18 protein-coding genes are annotated in these 22,822 nt (G+C 41.5%); 7 read left to right on the forward strand and 11 right to left on the reverse strand.

Annotation, left to right across the window (positions count from 1 at the left end; all coding sequences use genetic code 11):
* Window positions 1–58 precede the first annotated feature (58 nt).
* Window positions 59–799, reverse strand: coding sequence for a hypothetical protein (locus M5E07_RS14755; protein WP_252220383.1), 741 nt, complete (start codon window positions 797–799; stop codon window positions 59–61).
* Window positions 800–944: 145 nt separating this feature from the next.
* Window positions 945–1,460 (reverse strand): hypothetical protein, encoded by a 516-nt coding sequence (locus M5E07_RS14760; protein ID WP_252220387.1) that lies wholly within the window; start codon window positions 1,458–1,460, stop codon window positions 945–947.
* 237 nt (window positions 1,461–1,697) lie between these two features.
* Here M5E07_RS14760 and M5E07_RS14765 point away from each other — a divergent pair, with 237 nt between their 5' ends.
* The 6 genes from M5E07_RS14765 to M5E07_RS14790 all read left to right on the forward strand — a co-directional run bounded on the left by M5E07_RS14765 (window position 1,698) and on the right by M5E07_RS14790 (window position 6,530).
* Entirely contained in the window at window positions 1,698–2,408 is a 711-nt protein-coding gene (locus M5E07_RS14765) for a DsbA family oxidoreductase (protein WP_252220391.1), read from the forward strand.
* Between the two features lie 260 nt (window positions 2,409–2,668).
* Window positions 2,669–2,902, forward strand: a complete 234-nt coding sequence (locus M5E07_RS14770; protein ID WP_252220394.1) for a hypothetical protein — start codon at window positions 2,669–2,671, stop codon at window positions 2,900–2,902.
* Between the two features lie 228 nt (window positions 2,903–3,130).
* On the forward strand, window positions 3,131–3,313 hold the full coding sequence (locus M5E07_RS14775) for a hypothetical protein (RefSeq protein WP_252220397.1): 183 nt from the start codon (window positions 3,131–3,133) through the stop codon (window positions 3,311–3,313).
* Between the two features lie 306 nt (window positions 3,314–3,619).
* Window positions 3,620–3,799: a hypothetical protein gene (locus M5E07_RS14780; RefSeq protein ID WP_116758830.1), complete on the forward strand. Its 180-nt coding sequence runs from the start codon at window positions 3,620–3,622 to the stop codon at window positions 3,797–3,799.
* A gap of 9 nt (window positions 3,800–3,808) precedes the next feature.
* Window positions 3,809–5,311 carry a hypothetical protein gene (locus M5E07_RS14785; RefSeq protein ID WP_252220400.1) on the forward strand — a complete coding sequence of 501 codons (1,503 nt, stop codon included), beginning with the start codon at window positions 3,809–3,811 and terminating at the stop codon, window positions 5,309–5,311.
* A gap of 79 nt (window positions 5,312–5,390) precedes the next feature.
* Window positions 5,391–6,530, forward strand: a complete 1,140-nt coding sequence (locus M5E07_RS14790; RefSeq protein WP_434087787.1) for a hypothetical protein — start codon at window positions 5,391–5,393, stop codon at window positions 6,528–6,530.
* 92 nt (window positions 6,531–6,622) lie between these two features.
* Here M5E07_RS14790 and htpG read toward each other — a convergent pair whose 3' ends face one another.
* From htpG to M5E07_RS14815, 5 genes are all read right to left on the reverse strand, one after another.
* Window positions 6,623–8,542: a molecular chaperone HtpG gene (htpG, locus tag M5E07_RS14795; RefSeq protein ID WP_252220405.1), complete on the reverse strand. Its 1,920-nt coding sequence runs from the start codon at window positions 8,540–8,542 to the stop codon at window positions 6,623–6,625.
* Window positions 8,543–8,653: 111 nt separating this feature from the next.
* On the reverse strand, window positions 8,654–8,998 hold the full coding sequence (locus M5E07_RS14800) for a lysozyme inhibitor LprI family protein (RefSeq protein WP_116758804.1): 345 nt from the start codon (window positions 8,996–8,998) through the stop codon (window positions 8,654–8,656).
* Window positions 8,999–9,168: 170 nt separating this feature from the next.
* Entirely contained in the window at window positions 9,169–9,774 is a 606-nt protein-coding gene (locus M5E07_RS14805; RefSeq protein ID WP_116758805.1) for an OmpW/AlkL family protein, read from the reverse strand.
* Window positions 9,775–10,077: 303 nt separating this feature from the next.
* Window positions 10,078–11,445 carry a Na+/H+ antiporter family protein gene (locus M5E07_RS14810; protein WP_252220407.1) on the reverse strand — a complete coding sequence of 456 codons (1,368 nt, stop codon included), beginning with the start codon at window positions 11,443–11,445 and terminating at the stop codon, window positions 10,078–10,080.
* 106 nt (window positions 11,446–11,551) lie between these two features.
* Window positions 11,552–12,430, reverse strand: a complete 879-nt coding sequence (locus tag M5E07_RS14815; RefSeq protein WP_252220409.1) for an alpha/beta fold hydrolase — start codon at window positions 12,428–12,430, stop codon at window positions 11,552–11,554.
* Window positions 12,431–12,553: 123 nt separating this feature from the next.
* On the opposite strand from M5E07_RS14815, the gene M5E07_RS14820 reads away from it, so the two are divergent.
* Window positions 12,554–13,039 carry a PaaI family thioesterase gene (locus M5E07_RS14820; protein ID WP_252220411.1) on the forward strand — a complete coding sequence of 162 codons (486 nt, stop codon included), beginning with the start codon at window positions 12,554–12,556 and terminating at the stop codon, window positions 13,037–13,039.
* Window positions 13,040–13,103: 64 nt separating this feature from the next.
* Here M5E07_RS14820 and M5E07_RS14825 read toward each other — a convergent pair whose 3' ends face one another.
* From M5E07_RS14825 to rpoB, 4 genes are all read right to left on the reverse strand, one after another.
* The gene (locus M5E07_RS14825; protein WP_252220413.1) at window positions 13,104–13,463 is read right to left on the reverse strand and encodes a YMGG-like glycine zipper-containing protein; all 360 of its coding nucleotides are present in this window, start codon (window positions 13,461–13,463) and stop codon (window positions 13,104–13,106) included.
* A gap of 136 nt (window positions 13,464–13,599) precedes the next feature.
* Window positions 13,600–14,139 (reverse strand): hypothetical protein, encoded by a 540-nt coding sequence (locus M5E07_RS14830; protein WP_252220415.1) that lies wholly within the window; start codon window positions 14,137–14,139, stop codon window positions 13,600–13,602.
* A 144-nt stretch (window positions 14,140–14,283) separates the two neighbouring features.
* A complete protein-coding gene (gene rpoC, locus M5E07_RS14835) occupies window positions 14,284–18,483 on the reverse strand; it encodes a DNA-directed RNA polymerase subunit beta' (protein WP_116758811.1) in 4,200 nt (1,399 codons plus the stop codon).
* Window positions 18,484–18,639: 156 nt separating this feature from the next.
* On the reverse strand, window positions 18,640–22,728 hold the full coding sequence (rpoB, locus tag M5E07_RS14840) for a DNA-directed RNA polymerase subunit beta (RefSeq protein WP_252220418.1): 4,089 nt from the start codon (window positions 22,726–22,728) through the stop codon (window positions 18,640–18,642).
* Window positions 22,729–22,822: the final 94 nt, after the last annotated feature.

The following is a 22,822-nucleotide window of genomic DNA, read 5'->3' on the forward strand; positions in this document are numbered from 1 at the left end:
TAACTTAACGCAGTCATTTTAAAGTTATATGACACCAACTCAGTGCTTATTCATCTTTCTATTCAAGTGCTTGTTTATTTTGCTGCTGGATCTGTTGCATCTGTGCATTCAGTTTTAATACGTCCTGATACAGCGTATTAAATTGTTTTAAGGCCGCAGCATCATAAAACATGAAGGTATTATTTTTACTCTGCCAGCGGTTATTCTTTAACACCAAGAAAATTTGATCGGCTTTTTCAAGTACTTGTTTTTCAATTTCGAATAACGCTAAAGCCTCATTCTGCTTTTTACTCTCCCGCAAATTTTCTGCCAGTTGATGCCGATAACGCGATTGAATCGGCAGTTGTTTTGCTTGCTCTAGGGCATTTTGTTGTGCTTGTTCAATCTTGACCTGATACTCTGTCGCCAAGGCATGTGCTTGCTGCAACATTAAATCCGTTTCTTGATAATTCTGTTTTTTATCCTTGTTCAAGCGGTCAATATTTAAAAATTCATCCCAATCAATCGCTTTTAACTCACGCAAATAAGCATTCCGCGCTTCGGCACTTTGAATCATCTGGCTCAAAACAAAACTGGCCATGACTTTATAATCACCCTGTAAGCGTGCATCGGTCACATCGACGTTTATGGGCTTGTTCCAGTCTTTGGCTTGGGCGTAAATTAAATCGGTTTTTTCGTACAGCACCTTTTGATATTGTTCGAGTTGAGTCGCTTCTTTTTGTTGCTCGTAGTATTGATAAAATAATCCACCAAACACGACAGTTGTCGCTAATCCTAAAATCAGAAAAATACGTGGCATAGTTCGCTCCGATTCCCCGTTGTATCTATCATAACAAACATCAGAACATGCTGAATATTTCAGCATTTTTTTACATTTTAAAAAATATACGCTGCTGTAAATTCAGCCAAATTAACAATGGGTTACGGTCAAAATCCTGAACGTTTTATTTTGTATTTGGTGCGCGTGGTAATTGCGCATTTGGTTGATTACCCTGCATAAAATTATAATCGACTTGTCCAATAGAAATTTGTTCACGCACAATCTGGACATTTTTCGCATTCCGATCAATACCAAAAGGTTGCAACATAATATACAACCCCTCAGTCGGATCAGATGACTGTAAACCCGCGGCAATATTTAACACATGCTCGCGCAATAACGGGGGTAATGAATCTAGATCAGGTATTGCAGCAGGCGCTAAAACATCTAGATTGTGAACGAGGGTCGGATTAACCACAAAAGACTGGGTATCATCCTGTAATTGCATCATCCGATGCTGTAACGCTTTACGAATATTTTCATCCTGCTGATAAGGAATGAGGCCTGATTCTGCGCGAAGCTCTGACTCTGCCATGACTTTAAATGTCGGTAAGCTCACGATTTCACCGTTGGCTTGAACATCCATCGATATGAGGACCCAAATAAAAGAAAGCGCAGGAAGATATTTCAAAAAATTCATAAAACCATCCAAAAATTAGAGATATAAGCAGGATAATTCGATACATAGCCCCAAGCATATTGTATATTTTTTCAGCTACATCCAGTTTGCTTGTCAGATAAACGGTCAATTGTGGATGAGAGTGCACGATGCCCCTTGCATTCAACACAACGCTTTTTTTCATCTCATTTGCTTTAAATTCTAGGAATCATCCCCATCATTTTCTGAATTGCTATTGTTACTTTTTAGAGAAATTACATGCGTGTTGATATCTGGTCCGATGTCGTTTGCCCATTTTGCTATATCGGAAAAAAACGTTTAGAAGCTGCAGCGGAGCAAGCGGGCGTAGAACTGGAAGTGCATTGGCACAGTTTTGAACTTGATCCAGATGCTCCAGCACGCCAAGAAATTTCAAATTCTGAACGTCTAGCACAAAAATATGGTCGCACACTTGCCGAAGTCGAAGACATGCAACGTAATATTGCAGCGATGGCAGCAGCAGAAGGTATTGAGTTTAATTGGGAAAATGCCAATTCTGGCAATACCTTTAATGCACACCGTATTATCCACTTGGCGCAAAGCAAAGGCTTGGGTTCTGATGCCAAGGAAGCGTTCTTTTATAGCTATATGACCCAAGGTTTGCCGATTGGTGAACGTGAAACCATTGAAGACGTTGCTGCGCGTATTGGATTGAACCCTGTCGAAGTCGATGATGTACTCAATTCAGATGAATATGCAGACTTTGTCAAATTCGATCAGGAAGTCGCACGCGATCAACTCAAAGTCACAGGCGTACCTTTCTTTGTGTTTGATCAACGCGTTGCTTTAGCTGGTGCACAACCTCGCGAAGTCTTCTTACAAGTCTTAGAGAAAGCCATTGAAACAGCAGATGATGCCGATACAGCACCTGAAGCAAATCAATGTGATGTGGATGGACAATGTGATCCTGTCTCAGAACAACCGAAATAAGTCTTCCGTAATTTAACTGCTTCAGTTTTTAAACCACCTCCTAAGTGCAAACTTCGGAGGTTTTTTCTGCCGCAAATAAAAGTGCTCCTCTAAACAGCAGGTACAACCGAATCCATACGCAGTACACATTTTCATCAACAATCAAAACAATTCGCTTGCATAAAGTCAGCCTTGACTACACAGGAACATGACAGTTCTTACATAACATAGGGATAGGCTAGAACAGTACAGTTACTCATCCAACTTTTGGCGAGGTTTATATGAACCATCAAGCGACTCCAGATCAAACGATTGACTCACCTGCTACACAAGATTTTTCCCGTACCAGATCAACCCAAACAAAAAAGAAATCTCGTGTTTCGCCTGCTTTTGCAGGTGCTGTGATGGGTGCAATTGCGGGGCGTTTTCTTCCTAAACTTAGCCCTTTTTCGGGTGCAGTCATCGGGATTATGAGTGCAAAAATGTATCAAAAGCACCAGTCTAAACACCGTTAAATGTTTTATTTTTCACTATTTTTTTCACGACCACAAGATTGTCTTAATAGCTAAGGCAATCTTAGAGCAATAACTCTATTACATTGATTTAAAACAATAATTTGACTGAGCATTCATCTTTTTTGGGCTGAAATACACCCCATTTTGATCATTTTTTGATACCATTCATTTGCTTATTTTTTCTCCCTATCCATTTTGGATATTCTCTCTGTTATCAAGGTGATTTTTATGTCAATCATGAAATCTATTTTGGCTATTGCCGCGTTTGCTATTTCTGCTCAAGTTTCTGCACAAGTCGTTTATGTACCCAATTTCCCAGTGAAAAAAGAGGTGAAAGCACAAACTTCAACTGCAACACCAACTGAACAGATTGCTCAAGATGCATCTGTACCAGCAAAAGATGCTGCCTAAGACTCAGTTTTTCGTATGCTAAAAAACAGCCCTTAATCGGGCTGTTTTTTTTATTGTTGAGCGATGCATAAATATCTAAAACAAAAAGTAAAAATGTTGAAACGATCTGCCTTTTTCAACAACTGGCGTTGTTGTGATTCGGTTAAAATGAATTGTTACGAATAATTTTTAATCAAAACTTTTAAATAAATGTCATATTCACCTAAAAATGCGTCAAAGATGACAAAAATTTTCATGTTTTTTTCTGATAAATCCATATAATCAAGTGATCTAGAGGCATTAATCGAGGAATTTGATTTTATGTACATGCAAGATATTCAAGCACTGATTCAAGGAACAGTTCCCCCTCAAGCAATTAATTTGGATGAATTGATTGCCATGGCAGAACGCTATCCTCAACACACATCTACAGAATATAAATTGTTAGAAATAGCAGCCAATATTGTTTTGGCAAGTTATTTGGAAAAGGCTCAACAGCATCTATAAAGACCATCTATGAATGTTTTAGAAAAAGCCCATTTAGCCAAGGAATTACAAGGTCTTATTCATAGCTTAGACCAACGGTCTTTGTCATTTTATGAAATTGCAAAATCAAAATGTCGTCTAAAAGAAATTTTTTTACGTTGTGATGAACCTATTTTTAAAAAGCAAATTCTAAATTTTAAATCTTATATGCATCCCGAGCATGCAGCAGATGAGTTTGCTCAACATTCGTTATATAGACAAACCTTTCGTGGCGTATTTAAGCATGACTTAGCCTTAGAACAGGCACTTGAGCAGTACCCAGAAATGGGCTGGGCAATTTTACATCGTGCCAATTTAGGCTTTCAAATCTGGTATATCCCTGCTCCGCATCGTACTGCACTAATCAGTGACTGGGATGGGCTCGAACAGAATTATGCCTGGATGTTAGAACAACAAGAAATCTATGCGGCATTAAAAACGGATGCCGAGCTGAATCAATTGTCTGTCGAAACAGCTAAAAATTTTAAAACCAGTAAAAAAGGCTCTGTTTCATTTGCAAGTTCCAGAAAAGACGACAGCATCATTGCACCCCACACGGCCAATCGTCCCTTTTCTTTTGAACCACTCGCGCTACAGCAAAATTCTGCTTCCTCAACCGCCCCAATTCAGCCTCTGGAGTCAGATTCACCAAGCATCGCAATCCACACGCTTGAATTGAGTTCGAAAGATGATGATGCAGCACCCTCATTGTTCTCAACCAAAGCGGCAACAGTAACTCCACTGCCTAAAGCAGCGACTACGCCTCTCAACTCCAATCATTTGCTTCCACAAGTCGTTGAACTTGGACAGTGGAAATGTCGTTTAAGCGCGTTAGAATTCCCTCAAGCCCAAGAGTTAGCGCTTTGTAGCTTAACAGTGGAAAATGTGCCAGAAATCATGCCGTTACTTGAGATTATTATCTCGGTTTCGCAACTGCAACAGTATGTCAATCAACCCGTTTATTTAGCCGAGCAAATCAATGCTCAAGGATGCTTTGTTAAATATATCGTGATTTTAGGCGCAGAAGATCAATTACATGCCATACGTCTTGGTAATATTATCAGCCAACATTATGCCTACGAACTTGTGGCACTCAAACTCCTGCCGAATGAGCAATCACTCAAACAATGTAAAAATGCGGAGCAATTTTTCGAACTATATAGCGAACAAGCCGAATTGGTCTGGAACACTGAAACTTATCAACCGTTTATTCCTGCAAAATGTATTCAAAAGCATAAATTAATTGCATTTGAAGAAACTTCTGCCAACTACACAACCGCAATTATCTTGCTTAAAGAACGGCAGAAAATTCGTGTCATTCATGGTCAGGCTCGACTACAGTTATCGCGTGAAGAAATGGCTTATCCTTATATTCTCTTAGACCGCAATCAAGGTGTGTCATGGCAATTAATCCAAAGGATTATTCAAACGCTCCCCCAACCGATTTCGGCTTCAAAATTGCATGATGCCATTCAAATACACATTGGCAGTTAATTTATTTTATTTTGTAGCAAAAGCTTGATTTTCATCCCTAAAATTTACCAAACTTGGAAGGTAAATTTAGAATAAAAGAATGCCTACAATGAGAAAAACTTTTACACAGCCACTTGTGTTGATGGTTGCCTTGGGGATGGGCCATACTTCAAGCTGGGCAAATACGAGTGACGTACAAGACGTCTCCCCAGCTTCTCCCCCGTATAGCATAGAACAAGCACCTACTACGGAAGATAGCTTGCTCTATACTATTCCACGTTGGATTGATTCAGCCCCAACGGTTTTGCCAGAACAATCCGATGAACAAATTGTGCCTTCAACGATGGTCACAGAAAATCAAACTTGGATAGATCGTAAACAAAAGCTCATTCGCAACTGGGCTGATGATACCTCTGAGAACATTGATGGTTGGTTTGGTGAAAAAAATACCAACACTCCTGCTTCCGCAACCTTAAGGGTCCTGATTGATAACCGTTGGAACAAACATGATGAATACGACATTAAACCACGTATTCGCGGTAAGATCAGTTTGCCCAACTTAGAAAAAAAACTCAGTCTGGTTTTTGGTGATGACTCACTCGATAACGAATTGGCCAACAACGTGGCCATTACCAATGAGAATCCACCTAGCCCAGACAATGACAAAGCCTATGATCGGCGTCAAAACCGAGATGCCAACAGTTCATTGGCTTTACGTTGGTCAGATATTTCCAAACGCCTCCCATTTGAAACCGACTTTGATATCGGGGTTCGTTCTGGCGATGATATCTACCTCCGTTTGAAAGCCAAAAAAGATTGGACGCTAGAAAATGACTTTTTCTTTCATGCAGAACAGATTTACCGTTATGGTGTCGACAGCGAAAATTATTTAAGAACCAACTTAGAACTCACCCATGCACGACCAAATGAAGCATTTCTAAGGGATCAATTCAGCTTAACCTATGCCGATATGCAGCAGGATGATTTGAACTGGGACAACTATGCTTTTCGCCAACATCAATTCTTCCAGGGCAACCAGTTTAACTATGGGCTCTACACAGGTGGCTATTTGGATAATTCAGATTTACGTCTGAATAGTTGGGGACCCTTTATTTCGTGGCGGCAGCCTTTATGGCGTGAATGGTTCTATGTGCAAACCGATATCAATTATTACAATGATCATCGTGCAGACCGTAGTCATTATTTAAGTACTTTATTACGCTTAGAAGCACTCTTTTAACCCAATTGTGGATAACTTCTCTGTTATCCACAAAAGTGTCTTATTAAAAAAGGCAACCGATAACAGGTTGCCTTTTTGCATCAGTCCTTATCTTATTTAAGTAATAACTGATTAATACGCTTCACATACTCAGCAGGATTTTCAGGTAAACCCCCTTCTGCAATTACCGCCTGATCAAAGATCACATTAGCGAGATCTTCAAAATGGCTTGTACCATCCAGTTTTTTCACCAGTGGATGCTCAGGGTTAATTTCCAGAATTGGCTTGCTTTCAGGCACTGCCTGACCCGCTTGTTTCAACATACGGATGAGTTGTGGCGAAAGCTCACCTTCACTGGTTACCAAGCATGCCGGTGAATCCACTAAACGCGTGGTCACACGGACTTCTTTGGTTTTTGCTTTTAAAGCATCCGACAATTTGTCTACGACAGGTTTAAATTGTTCAGCAGCAGCTTCAAGTGCTTTCTTCTCTTCCGCATCTTGCAAGTCACCTAAATCCACCGCACCTTTAGATACGTTTTGCATTGGCGTACCATCAAAGTCTTGGACAAAATTCATTGCCCATTCGTCCACACGGTCTGCCATTAACAACACTTCAATGCCTTTTTTCTTGAACAACTCTAATTGTGGCGAGTTCTTCGCAGCATTCAAACTATCCGCGGTCACATAGTAAATGGCTTTTTGCCCTTCTTTCATGCGCGCTTTGTAGTCTGCTAAAGAGGTACTGATGTCGTCATTGGTTGAAGTCGCAAAACGTAATAACTTTAAGATGCGCTCACGATTACCAAAGTCTTCACCCAAGCCTTCTTTCAAGACCGAACCAAATTCAGCATAGAAAGTTTTAAATTTCTCTTGGTCTTTTTCATCTTCCGACTTCGCCAGACCATCTAGCACTGTCAAAATACGGCGGGCATTACCTTCGCGGATGGTACGGACATCTCGGCTTTCTTGTAACAATTCACGGCTGACATTCAGCGGTAAATCTGCACTATCCACCACACCTTGCACAAAACGAAGATAATTTGGAATTAAATTATCTGCATCATCCATAATAAAGACACGCTTCACATACAGCTTGATCCCTGCTTTAGCCTCACGAGTGAAAATATCGTGCGGTGCCTTGCTTGGAATGTACAGTAATTGCGTATATTCAGTACTACCTTCGACACGGTTATGTGCCCATGCCAATGGAGCGTCAAAATCATGACTTAAGTTCTTATAAAACTCGATGTATTGCTCTTCAGTGACTTCATTTTTACTGCGTGTCCATAAAGCACTGGCCGAGTTAATCGCTTCCCATTCATCGGTTTTGACCATCTGACCGCCTTTCGGTGTTTCACCTTCGGCTACTTCTTCTTCCTGCCAAACCTCTTTTTGCATTTCAATTGGCAGGCTAATATGGTCGGAATATTTGTTAATGATTTGCTTAACTTTATAACTTTCTAAATAATCTAAAGCATCTTCACGTAAGTGCAAAATAATGTCTGTACCACGGGTTGCTTTTTCAATTTGCTCAACTTCAAAGTCCCCTGTACCACCACTGATCCAGCGTACCGCTTCATTCTCAGGTGTACCTGCGTGGCGCGATTCAACCGTAATCTTATCCGCAACAATAAAGCCCGAATAGAATCCGACACCAAACTGACCAATCAACTGTGCATCGGCTTTTTGATCGCCCGTCAACTTCGACATAAAGTCCTTGGTGCCCGACTTAGCAATCGTTCCAAGGTTATCAATCGCTTCTTGTTGTGTCAGACCAATACCGTTATCAGAAATAGTCAGTGTTTTTTGTTCTTTATCTAAAATGACCCGCACATGTAAATTTGGGTCATTTTCATAAAATTCAGGGTGATTAATACCTTCAAAACGCAGTTTATCGCAGGCATCCGAAGCATTCGAAATTAACTCACGCAAAAAGATTTCTGGATTTGAATAAAGTGAGTGAGTCACCAAATGGAGTAATTGCGCTACTTCAGCCTGAAAGCTATGTTTTTGTGTATTGTGTTCGTTCATACAACCTTCCTCGAATTCATTCACACAGTGTTTTTATCAGATGCTTAATGAATTGGAGTGACTCGATGATTTTTCAATAGCAAGTGTTCTTTTTTTAATCATTTATATTTTTTAATACGGTCCACGTTGATAAATCTGCTGTAAATATAAATCCAATCGTTGCTGCCGCATGGCATACACATCGTTTAAACAACGCAGATTATCGCGACATTGGTCACGTAAACGCAGCCATTTCACTTGCTCATCCTGAATCACAGAACGTGTTCCCATAGGCACCAACCGTTTTAAAATATTATAACTTGTTGCCATTTTCACATCGGCATCATTCAAGCTAAGCTGGTTACAAATCTTGTGTTCAGTCACGGTTGCTGCACGTGCACAATCAAAACTGGCAGCATAGCTTCCCATTGCAGTTAATGAAGACAATATTAATAAAGTTATTTTTAAAATTCTCATGTTTAAACACTCTATTTTTTATTCAATTTAAACAAAATCAGTAGGATAAAGTGTAATCTTTTGCGTCTGCACAGTGAAAGATTGTTGCAGATATTTAAATAAAGAACATAAAAAAACCCCATCAAAAGATGAGGTTTTAGCGCTGTTATTATTATTCTTATTTTTATTACTTAGAATTTATAGCTATAGCCGATGGTATAAACCACTGGATCAATATTTAAATCAAATTTACTTTTACCTACCGCCTGAGCAGTCGCATCATCCAATGTAACTTCTGGGCTCAAATCGGCATAACGCACATCTAAATATACGCCCCAATTTTTCGCATCTGCTGGTTGGAAATTAAACCCAATTTGACCTGCAAAGCCATAATCGTTTTTAACGTCTTTTGCAACCCCTTCTTCATCCCAAGCAATAAATGCAGTACCACCTACCCCAATATATGGTGTGAAACGAGTTGAGTTTTTAAAGTTATATTTTGCCGTAATAGTTGGCGGTAAATGTTTCACCTTCGCCACTTTGCTGCCATTTAAAAGCACATCATGATTAAATGGAGTTGCCAATAATAATTCAGCAGAAATAGGTGTATCACCAAAGAAATATTCAATAGATGGTGTAAAACCGAACTCGTGATCTGCTTCAACCAAAAGGCCTGGCGCCAAAGTCGAATCGCCAGTTGGAGAAAGTACTGAAGCTCCTACTTTTGCCTGCCAGCCACCTGCCATCGCAGATGCAGAAAACCCCAATAATGCAATAAGTGCAGCTTGTTTTAACATATTAAACAACCCTTTTTATAATAAAAAACCTAACGCTTAATTAATATTAAACAAGACTGTTATTAATATGCAACACTTATTAAATAATATAAATACAACTTATTTCAAACCACTGATTAATAATGTTATTTATTTTAATTTGACTAATATGGTTGGTATTTAAAACCAACCATATTAATCAGATATTTATTATTATATTCAGAGCATATTACTCAAGTTTTTAATATAACCACACATATTAATATATTTTAAATATACCTTATAATCCATTAAAATAAAATAGATTAAAATCTCAGAATTTAATTAAAGCACCATGGCTGCAATCCAACCAAAGACCAACAAAGGAATATTAAAATGAATAAACGTTGGCACTACACTATCTCGCATGTGATCGTGTTGACCATCCATATTTAAACCTGAGGTTGGGCCTAATGTTGAATCTGATGCTGGGGAGCCTGCGTCACCCAGCGCTGCAGCCGTTCCAATAATCGCAATCGTCGCTGATGGACTAAAACCAAACTGTAGACATAAAGGAACATAAATAATTGCTAAAATCGGCACTGTCGAGAAAGAGGAACCAATCCCTAAGGTAATCAATAAGCCAATCAGTAGCATAAGGAAAGCAGCAAGTGCTTTACTGTTACCAATCCACTCAACAGATGCTTCAACTAAGGCAGGAACCTGATTGGTCGCTTCAATCACTGCTGCAAAGCCTTGTGCGGCAATCATAATAAAGCCAATTAAAGCCATCATACGCATACCACTAATGATGACATCATCCGCTTCTTTCCACTTGAAAATGCCCGCACAGCTTAAAATAGCAACCCCGACTAGACCTGCGAGAATCATGGAGTCCGAATAGAGCTGCACAGCCAGCGTCGCAATCACTGCAAATGCTGCCATCCACAAGGTAAATTGTGCGATTTGCGGTTTACCATCATGGCTTTGATTCACATCCGATGAAATACGGTGAAGGGTATTACCGACTTCTAAATTTTCATATACACGTGGTTTTCGATAGCTAAAAAAGACTGCGATCAATAAACCCAAGAACATTCCAGCCACGGGAATAATCATCGCATGTGGAATTTGCTCATTGGTGATGGAAAAACCATAAGGCTTACCAAAGGTATTGATGTTATGTGCCAAAATGTCATTTAAGAAAATAGCACCGAAACCAACGGGCAAACACATATAGGTTGCGACTAAACCAAACGTCAGCAAACATGCAACTGCACGTCGGTCTAAATTTAAGTGGTTAAATACACTTAATAGCGGTGGAATCAATACTGGAATAAAAGCGATATGCACAGGAATTAAATTCTGTGAAAATACTGCTGCTAAAGCCACGGTAAAAAAGATCACATATTTCACTTTGGTTTGTGCCTTGTGATCCGCTTCGTTCTTCACCGTTTTAATTAATTTATAAGCCAGTAAATCAGGTAAGCCTGAACGTGCCAAAGCCAAGGCAAATGCGCCTAATATGCCATAAGCCAAAGCAATTTTTGCCCCGCCTCCTAGTCCATTGTTAAAAGCATCCAAGGTACCTTGTAAGCCTAAACCAGCCAATAAACCTCCTGTAACTGCACCAGTGACCAATGCAAATACCACAGGAACACGAGCCAAAGACAGTCCAAACATGACTGTAATAGCAGCAATAATCGCGAACATAACAAACAAGTATGAGAAAAAAGAAGCATTCTAACAGAGTTAAAACTGAAAATTACTTCTCTTTCTCATGCTGCTCGAAGAACAGGAATACAAAGCAAGTGACGGTTTAACTGCTGAGTTGATTACGTTCGATAAAGCGCTGAATATACGAAGCCACTTGCTCAGGCTGACTCAAAATTGCCCAATGGTTTGCATCTAAATCGACCCGCTGAAAATCAGGACTCCATTTTGGTATTTCATCAATCAGTGCTGGGCTGACAAACTTATCTTTTTTCAACACAATGGCTTGTACCGCACATTGGGCAAAACGTTGTCGCGGTTTACTGAGTCGAGGCAGAAAATTCGCCCGATACAGCCCTACGCCATACTGACCATCTTTGGCAATATGTGTATTTAATGGCAAGTCCTGAGTTTGTTCCAACTTTTGTAGCACTTGCCCCCAATGTTTAGGTTTGAAGAATCGCCAGAGCGTAGGTGCTACAAATGGTAAATGAAATGCCATGATGTACCATGACTTACCCAGTTGTTTTAAAAACTGTTGTGGCTGTGTCTTAAATTGCTCACGCATCCAAAAAGCGGCGTGGTCTAAACATGGTCCAGAAATGGTGGTGTAGGATAAAATCCGCTGCCCAAAGTGCTGATCTGTAACCGACTCCCAAGATTGTATAGATCCCCAATCATGTGCAGCCAAATGAAATTCACGTTCTGGAAGTACCGCATCGACCACCGCCTGCAAATCTGCTGAAAGTTGCGACAATGCGTAAGCCTGAATGGATTTGGGTACAGAAGATTGCCCTGCGCCACGCACATCATAGGTAATGATATAAAACTGGTTGGCCAATAACCGAATTACAGGTTCCCACACTTCCTGATTATCTGGATAACCATGCACCAAGACTAAGGCAGGGTTGCGCACCTCTCCCCATGCTTTGACATAAAGGCGCTGCTGATCGGTGGTTTTTACCCATTGGGTTTGGACTTGCATATTGTGTTTCCTTTTTGTTTTATCGTAATTTTTCTACAATCAGACGAGCTACCGTCACTTCATTTGCTTTTTTTGGGTGTCAGGTTAAGATGAGATCAGACTTTAAGAAAAATATTTTGCATCATGAGTGTTCTCAAAAGATTACAAAGCGTTCCAGTCATCACTAAATTTATTTTGAATCGTTACGCTCCCTATCGGGGTGCTGGTATTCAGGTCGAAAAGATTGACTTTCCCAACTACCATATTCGGGTCAAAATGCTCCTGACACGCAAGAACCAAAATATTGTTGGGGTACATTTTGGCGGCAGTCTCTATTCGATGATTGATCCATTCTACATGTTGTTGCTGATGCATCACCTTGGCTCAAAATACATCGTCTGGGACAAAGCTGCCAAGATTCAGTTTTTATCCCCTGGGCGTGGCACTGTCTATGCAGATATTCGAATTGATGCAGCAGAAATTAAACAAATCAAAACTTTGGCAGAAGACTATTCTGCAGTAAATCGTATTTATCAGTTAAGTATTTATGATGAAACTGGAGTTCGCATTGCTGAAGTAGAAAAAACGGTCTACATTCGACGTAAAAAAGCTAAACCCGATTTAAAATAAAAAAGGCGCTATATTCAGCGCCTTTTTTCAATCCTTCAAATCTCAAATGCGATGCAAAAGAGATTTAACGATTATTGTTTTCTATTGCTGCACCCGCACCACCACCAATCGCACCACCAATTGCAGCACCAGCATCGCCACCAAATACCGACTTACCAATAACAGCACCTACACCTGCACCTACACCACTATACGTTGCATTCTTGGTCGAACCACTTTGGGATTTACTTCCTACCGCGGCACCAGCACCTGCACCCAAGGCTGCACCTGTACTTCCACCTACACGACTACCAACACTACCACCTACAGCACCACCTAAGGCGGCTGCACCCACACGCTGCTCAGATGCAGACATATTGCTACATCCTGTGAATACGAATGCAGAAACTGTTGCAATAATGGCTAAATTCATCAATTTTTTCATGAGAGTATCTCCTTTTCCCATTACCTTAGTGCCTACTTTATGGAAGCATTAAGGAGTGAAGATGAAGTTTTATAAAAAAATCCCCGTAAAATTACGAGAATTTTGTAACCTCAAAACTGAAAAAGTTTATCCCCTACTACTCATTTTTAATGACCACTACATCTTTAGTGGTTTTACCATCATTTTGAATCACGGCATGGGTTGCACTTTTACTATGCTCATGATTTTGAATCTGATTAAGTTTCAAATTCTTCTGCACAGGCTCTTGCCCTTTTTTAAACTCAATTCCAGAAGCATCTAGCTGCTTAGCTTCAGCAACCACTTCCCCATCTCTCATCACTTTTGAATCCACTTCAATTTTAGAAGTTGGAACAATCACACCGCCCTGTTGTACAACAGGTGTTCTCATTTTCTCATCGGAAAATTCAGCCTTGTCATCTACAATGACCACATCACGCGCAACAACATCCTTACCCTTATTCGTCACTTCAAAAATAGTGGCATTCACAGTACGTACCGGCTCTCTACCTGGCAGAGTCCGAATAACTTGAGTTTTTACAATAGGAACTACAGCTTTATCTTCAATCACAATTGTGTTGGGCATTGGTGCTGCAAATGATGAACTCGCTGCCATCATCCCAATCATACTTAAAAATATTTTTTTGTTAAAATTCATACTATTATACCTTGTTCTTAATTATCGATTTACGTTTAATCATAGAGCTTTAAGCATTTTATTATGTGATTTTTTTTAGTTTTTCTGCTTCAAAATGTAAAAAAGCCACCCGAAGGTGGCTTTTCATCAGGGTTTAAGGACTAATTAAAGACCATTAAACTCATCACTAAATGCTTGGCTCAGTGCTTGGTCTACATCAGAGAAGTCATTGTGAAGCTCAAGCTCTGCAGCTTCAGATTCTTGACGACGACGCTCTAAGTGATATGCCAAACCTGTACCTGCAGGAATCAAACGACCTACAACTACGTTCTCTTTCAAACCACGTAAATCATCTTCTTTACCTGTTACAGCAGCTTCAGTTAACACACGTGTTGTTTCCTGGAACGATGCAGCAGAGATGAACGAGTCAGTAGAAAGCGACGCTTTGGTAATACCCATCAACTGGCGTTCAAACTTCGCAGGGAACTTATTCTGCGCAAGCACAGCTTGGTTTTCACCCATAACACGGATGTAATCCACTTGTTCGCCTTTGATGAAGCTAGTATCACCACCATCAGTGATATCAACTTTACGCAACATTTGACGTACGATCACTTCAATGTGCTTGTCATTGATTTTTACACCTTGCAGACGGTATACGTCTTGAACTTCGTTCACGATGTAGTTAGTCAACGCAACTTCGCCTTTCAAGCGTAAGATGTCATGTGGGTTTTGCGGACCATCAGAAACAGTCTCACCACGGTTCACATGTTCACCTTCGAACACGTTCATGGTACGCCATTTTGGAATCAGTTCTTCGTAGATCTCAGAACCATCATCTGGTGTAATCACTAAACGGTTCTTACCTTTAGTCTCTTTACCAAAGCTTACAACACCTGAAATTTCAGCAAGAATTGCATGCTCTTTCGGTTTACGTGCTTCGAACAAGTCAGCTACACGTGGTAGACCACCGGTAATGTCACGCGTACGTGAAGTTTCTTGAGGTACACGACCAATAACATCACCCACACCAATTGTTTCGCCATCACGGACAGAAAGAATGGTGTTTTGTGGTAGGAAGTAGAACTGTTCACCACCATCCGTCGTATCAAGAACAACCGCAGGACGTAAATCTTTACCAGAAGCAGGACGTGCTGTTACAGGCAAGATTTCAACAGTCGTCATACCTGTTGCATCATCAGTCTTAGAAGTTGCTGTTACACCGTCAGCGATCTGGCTGAAACGGATTTTACCTGCAACTTCTGTTACTAATGGATGTGTATGTGGATCCCAAGTCGCTACGATACCACCTGCTTCTACAGCTTCGCCATCTTTCAACAAGATTGACGCACCGTACGGCAGTTTATAACGCTCACGCTCGCGACCTAAGTCATCTGCAATACCGATTTCACCTGAACGTGAAACAGAAACCAAGTGACCTTTAGCATGTTGTACAGTTTTCACGTTATGGAAACGTACAGTACCTTTGTTACGTACTTGTACACTGTTTGCGGCAGAAGTTCGGCTCGCTGCACCACCCACGTGGAAGGTACGCATGGTTAACTGTGTACCTGGCTCACCAATCGATTGAGCAGCCATTACACCCACAGATTCACCTGGGTTCACCAAGTGACCACGCGCCAAGTCACGACCATAACATTTCGCACACACGCCAAATGTAGATTCACAGTTTACAACTGAACGGACTTTAACTTCATCGACACCTGCTTCTTCAAGGAAGTTTGCAAGTTTTTCGTCAATTAAAGTGTTACGTGGCAAGATAACGTCGTCAGAACCCGCTTTCTTCACGTCTTCTGCAACCACACGACCCAATACTCGAGTACCTAAGTTCTCGATCACGTCACCGCCCTGAATGAACGGAGTCATCACAAGACCGCCCAAAGTACCACAATCAGGCTCAGTAATAACTAAATCTTGTGCTACGTCTACCAGACGACGGGTTAAGTAACCAGAGTTCGCCGTTTTCAATGCTGTATCGGCCAAACCTTTACGCGCACCGTGCGTCGAAATAAAGTACTGAAGTACCGTTAAGCCTTCACGGAAGTTCGCCTTAATTGGCGTTTCAATGATCGAGCCATCTGGTTTTGCCATCAAACCACGCATACCCGCTAACTGACGAATCTGAGCTGCCGAACCACGGGCACCTGAGTCAGACATCATGTAGATACTGTTGAATGATTTTTGCTTCTCATCTTCACCCTGTTTATTTTTCACAGTGGTGTAAGACAAGTTGTCCATCATCGCTTTCGCAACTTGGTCGTTAGTACGTGCCCAGATATCGACAACTTTGTTATAACGCTCGCCCGCAGTTACAAAGCCTTGTTCGAACTGTTGTTCAATTTCACGAACTTCAGTTTCTGCTTTGTCAATAATCACTTGCTTCGTCGGCGGAATAACCATGTCTTCCATACCTACCGATACGCCTGAACGTGTCGCTTGACGGAAACCAAGGTACATCAATTGGTCAGCAAAGATAACAGTATCTTTTAGACCCAATTTACGGTAGCAAGAGTTGATTAACTTCGAGATGTTTTTCTTGGTCATCTCAACGTTGATTTGTTGGAAATCCATACCTTCAGGCACAACTTCCCAAAGTAAGCAACGACCCGGTGTTGTATCTACAACGATGGTTTGCTGTTCACGGTTACCATTTTCATCAATGACAGTTTGATGTACACGTGCTTTAACGCGAGCGTGTAATGCAACCTGACCTGTCGCCAATGCACGGTTAACTTCATGCGTATCCGCAAACACCATGCCTTCACCTTTGGCATTGATTGCATCACGCGTGATGTAATACAAGCCCAATACAACGTCCTGAGATGGAACGATGATTGGTTCACCGTTTGCAGGTGACAAGATGTTGTTGGTCGACATCATTAACGCACGCGCTTCTAATTGAGCTTCGAGTGTTAATGGTACGTGTACCGCCATTTGGTCACCGTCGAAGTCGGCGTTAAACGCAGCACAAACGAGCGGGTGTAAACGGATTGCCTTACCTTCGATTAGAATCGGTTCAAATGCTTGAAGACCCAAACGGTGAAGTGTCGGTGCACGGTTCAACATCACTGGATGTTGACGAATAACCGATGCAAGAACGTCCCAAACTTCTGGAGTCTCGCGCTCAACCATTTTCTTCGCAGCTTTAATGGTTGTTGCCTGACCTGACGCTTGTAATTTCGCGAAAATAAACGGCTTGAACAATTCAAGTGCCATTTTCTTCGGAAGACCACATTGGTGCAAACGTAAGTTAGGACCTACAGTAATTACCGAACGACCCGAATAGTCAACACGCTTACCAAGTAAGTTTTGACGGAAACGACCTTGTTTACCTTTGATCATGTCTGCCAAAGATTTCAATGGACGTTTGTTCGAACCAGTAATTGCACGACCACGACGACCATTATCAAGCAACGCATCTACAGACTCTTGTAACATACGTTTTTCGTTACGTACGATGATGTCTGGTGCAGCAAGATCAAGAAGACGCTTCAAACGGTTGTTACGGTTAATGACACGACGGTAAAGATCGTTCAAGTCAGACGTCGCGAAACGACCACCTTCAAGTGGAACCAACGGACGAAGATCTGGTGGAAGTACAGGAAGTACGTTCATCACCATCCATTCTGGCTTGTTGTTCGACTCTTTGAATGCTTCCATCAACTTCAAGCGCTTAGACGCTTTCTTCAACTTCGTTTCAGAAGTTGTTTGTGGAATCTCTTCACGAAGACGAGAAATCTCAGCTTCAAGATCGATATCTTTCAGCAAGTCTTGAACCGCTTCCGCACCCATTTTTGCAGTGAATTCATCACCGTGTTCTTCTAACGCATTGAAGTATTCTTCATCGTTAAGAAGTTGGTATTTCTCAAATGGAGTCATACCTGGGTCAGTGACTACATAAGATTCGAAATACAATACGCGTTCGATATCACGTAGCGTCATATCAAGAAGTAAGCCAATACGGCTTGGTAAAGATTTTAAGAACCAGATGTGCGCAACTGGAGAAGCGAGTTCGATGTGACCCATACGCTCACGACGAACTTTCGCAGTTGTAACTTCAACGCCACATTTTTCACAAATGACGCCTTTGTATTTCATACGCTTGTATTTACCACACAAGCATTCGTAATCTTTGACTGGACCAAAGATTTTGGCACAGAATAAACCATCACGTTCTGGCTTGAACGTACGATAGTTAATTGTCTCTGGCTTTTTCACTTCACCGTGAGACCATGACTTAATCATTTCTGGTGACGCAAGACCAATACGGATGCGATCAAACTCTACAGGAGCATGACCGTCTGAGTCCGTCTTTTTGCGCATGATATCGAGCAAGTCTTTCAATTTTTTTCTCCGTGTGTCGAGGAGATTTTCACTTCTCGACTGGGTCACAAATATTGTTTTTTCACTGAACAGGGAATCTCAAAAAATCCCCCTAAGTCCCCCTTTACTCAGGGGGATTTCTCCCCTCTTTCTTAAAGAGGGGTCGGGGGAGATTTCTTAGTCACCATTTTTCAGTTCAATGTTGATACCTAAAGAACGGATCTCTTTGGTCAATACGTTGAACGATTCAGGCATACCTGGGTCCATATAATGGTTACCATCTACAATGTTCTTATAGATACGAGTACGACCTTCAACATCATCCGACTTCACAGTAAGCATTTCTTGCAGTGTATAAGCTGCGCCGTAAGCTTCAAGTGCCCAGACCTCCATCTCACCGAAACGCTGACCACCAAACTGAGCTTTACCACCCAATGGCTGTTGCGTTACTAATGAGTAAGAACCAGTAGAACGCGCATGCATCTTGTCGTCAACCAAGTGGTTCAACTTGAGCATGTACATATAACCTACAGTTACAGGACGGTCGAAACGTTCACCTGTACGTCCATCATATAATACGGTTTGACCCGAGCGTGGAATTTCAGCCAGCTCTAGCAACTCTTTGATTTGAGCTTCTTCAGCACCATCAAATACAGGAGTAGCTAAAGGCACACCAGCGCGTAAATTACCCGCCAAGATTAGAATCTCGTCATCAGTTAAGCTGTCTAAATCTTCTTGCTGACCGCCCACTTTGTTGTAGATCTTGTCTAGGAAAATACGTAGTTCAGCAATTTCACGCTGTTGTTTGAGCATCTTATCAATTTGCTCACCCAAACCTTTCGCAGCCATACCCAAGTGAGTTTCAAGAATCTGACCCACGTTCATACGTGACGGTACACCCAATGGGTTCAATACGATATCGACTGGTACACCATTGGCATCATGTGGCATGTCTTCAACTGGCAAGATGTTAGAAACAACACCCTTGTTACCGTGACGACCCGCCATCTTATCACCAGGCTGGATACGACGTTTAACCGCAAGGTAAACCTTCACAACTTTCAATACGCCAGTTGTAAGTTCGTCACCTGTAGAAAGTTTGCGTTTTTTCTCAGCAAATTTCTCGTCAATTTCGAAGCTCTTCTCTTTCAAGAACACTTGAATTTGCGTTAAACGCTCAGCAATGGCTTCATCACTTGGCTGGATTTCAAGTAAATCAACCAACTCTAAGCCAGACAACATATCCTCAGACATTTTGTCGCCACGTTTTGTACCGCCACCGCCATTCGACTCTTGACCTGTCAACAAGCGAACAACACGTTCACGTGCTGCTTCTTCGAAGATTTTGTATTCTTCTTTCAAGTCTTTACGGTAAGCATCTAATTGAGCTTTTTCAATTGCTTGTGCACGTTCATCTTTTTCAAGACCGTCACGTGTAAACACTTGAACGTCAATCACTGTACCTTTGGTGCCAGATGGAACACGTAAAGAAGAGTCTTTAACGTCAGCCGCTTTTTCACCAAAAATTGCGCGAAGCAGTTTTTCTTCTGGTGTTAATTGCGTTTCACCTTTAGGCGTTACTTTACCGACTAGAATGTCACCCGCAGCAACTTCAGCACCGATATATACGATACCTGATTCATCTAGCTTAGACAGTGCAGCTTCACCCACATTCGGGATATCAGCAGTAATTTCTTCAGCACCCAATTTGGTATCACGTGCAACACACGATAATTCTTGGATATGAATCGACGTTAAGCGATCTTCTTGAAGTACACGCTCAGAAAGCAAGATCGAGTCTTCATAGTTATAACCGTTCCATGTCATGAACGCGACGCGCATGTTTTGACCTAGCGCAAGTTCACCACCATCAGTTGATGGACCGTCAGCCAATACATCACCACGAGCAACTTTGTCACCCATGCGAACAACAACGTTTTGGTTGATACATGTATTTTGGTTAGAACGTGTATATTTGATGAGGTTGTAGATATCTACGCCCGCTTCACCCGCAATCATTTCTTCTTCGTTTACACGAATCACGATACGAGAAGCATCCACGTATTCAATCGCACCACCACGGTTTGCGATAACACACACACCTGAGTCACGCGCTACGTTTGCTTCCATACCAGTACCAACAAGCGGCTTGTCAGCCAATAATGTTGGAACAGCCTGACGCTGCATGTTCGAACCCATTAATGCACGGTTCGCATCATCGTGTTCAAGGAATGGAATCAGTGATGCAGCAACAGAAACAACCTGCTGAGCAGATACGTCCATATGCGTCACTTTTTCAGGCGGCATACGTACGAAATCACCTTGGTGACGTACAGAAACAAATTCTTCAGTCAAATGATTCTCTGCATCAACTGCAGAGTCGGCTTGTGCAATGACTGTGCCTACTTCTTCAATCGCAGATAAGTATTCAACTTCATCCGTTACACGACCATCAACAACTCTACGGTATGGAGTTTCCAAGAAACCGAAGTTATTACATTTTGCATAAACAGATAGCGAGTTGATCAAACCAATGTTTGGACCTTCAGGCGTTTCAATCGGACATACACGACCATAGTGAGTTTGATGTACGTCACGTACTTCAAAGCCCGCACGTTCACGTGTTAAACCACCAGGACCAAGCGCCGATACACGACGTTTGTGCGTAATCTCAGACAATGGATTGTTTTGGTCCATAAACTGAGACAATTGGCTTGAACCAAAGAATTCTTTGATTGCAGCTGCAACTGGTTTCGCATTGATTAAATCTTGCGGAGACAAGTTGTCTGCTTCTGCTTGGCTTAAACGTTCTTTTACAGCACGTTCAACACGAACCAAACCAACACGGAATTGGTTTTCTGTCATTTCACCAACAGAACGAACACGACGGTTACCCAAGTGATCGATATCATCGACTTCACCTTTACCGTTACGAATTTCAACCAATGTTTTTAATACATCAGTGATATCGCTGTTCGAAAGAATGCCTTCAACTTCACGTGACTTCTGGTCAGTTCCCACTTCGTAAGGACGACCCAAACGACGGTTAAACTTCATACGACCTACTGGCGATAAATCATAACGCTCAGAAGAGAAGAACAAGTTATTGAATAGGTTTTCAGCAGCTTCTTTTGTTGGTGGCTCGCCTGGACGCATTACTTTGTAGATTTCAACAAGCGCTTCTTCACGACCTGTTGTTGTATCTGCACGTAAAGAATCTGCAATGAATGAACCACGGTCAATGTCATTCGTGAACAGCATATTGAACTGTTTCACGCCGCCTTCAGCCAATTTCACCATAATTTCATGGCTTAATAAGGTGTTCGCAGCGATGACGTCGCCATCACGTAAAGTGATATCTTCAGCAGTGATACGCTCATATAAGTATTCATCTGGAACAGAAAGCTTAGTTAAGCCTGAAGCTTCCATTTGACGTACATGACGCGCGTTAATACGTTTACCTTGCTCAACAATCACTTTACCTTCATTATCGGTAATGTCGAATTGTGCCATTTCGCCACGCAGGCGTTCTGGAACAAGGTCAATCTGGTAGCTACCCATATCTAAATAGACAGGTACTTTCTCGTAGAATAAGTCTAGAATTTGTTCGTTGCTATAACCCAATGCACGAAGTACCACAGTCGCAAGCAATTTACGACGACGGTCAATACGAACATAGACTAAATCTTTCGCATCAAATTCAAAATCTAACCATGAACCACGGTAGGGAATAATACGTGCTGAATAAAGCACTTTACCGCTTGAGTGAGTTTTACCCTTATCATGATCAAAGAACACGCCAGGTGAACGATGTAACTGAGATACGATTACACGCTCAGTACCATTAATAACGAATGTCCCGTTATCCGTCATGAGTGGCATTTCACCCATGTACACTTCTTGCTCACGCACGTCTTTGATTGATTTCGTTTCACGATCTTTAATGATCAAACGAATTTTTACACGCATTGGTGCCGCATAAGTTGAGCCACGAAGAATACATTCGCGAACATCAAACTCCGGCTTACCAAGGCTATACTCAACAAATTCTAGAGCAGCATTGCCAGAATAACTTTCTATAGGAAAAACTGAACGAAATGCGGCTTGGAGACCGATATCTTCGCGGTTTTTTGGTGATTTGCCATCTTGCAAGAACGTTCTGTACGAGTCGACTTGAATCGCGAGCAAGTACGGAGCATCCATAACACTAGGCAATTTACCAAAATTCTTACGGATCCGTTTCTTTTCGGTATATGAGTATGCCATCTGGAGTCCTCGGAAAGTAAACTAAACCCGCCTGCAGAACGGGTTTAGAAGGAATTACGCAGGCCGATATGGCCACCACTGTTTACAAATGCTG

The sequence above is a fragment of the Acinetobacter tibetensis genome, assembly GCF_023824315.1.
GTDB classification, from domain to species: domain Bacteria; phylum Pseudomonadota; class Gammaproteobacteria; order Pseudomonadales; family Moraxellaceae; genus Acinetobacter; species Acinetobacter tibetensis.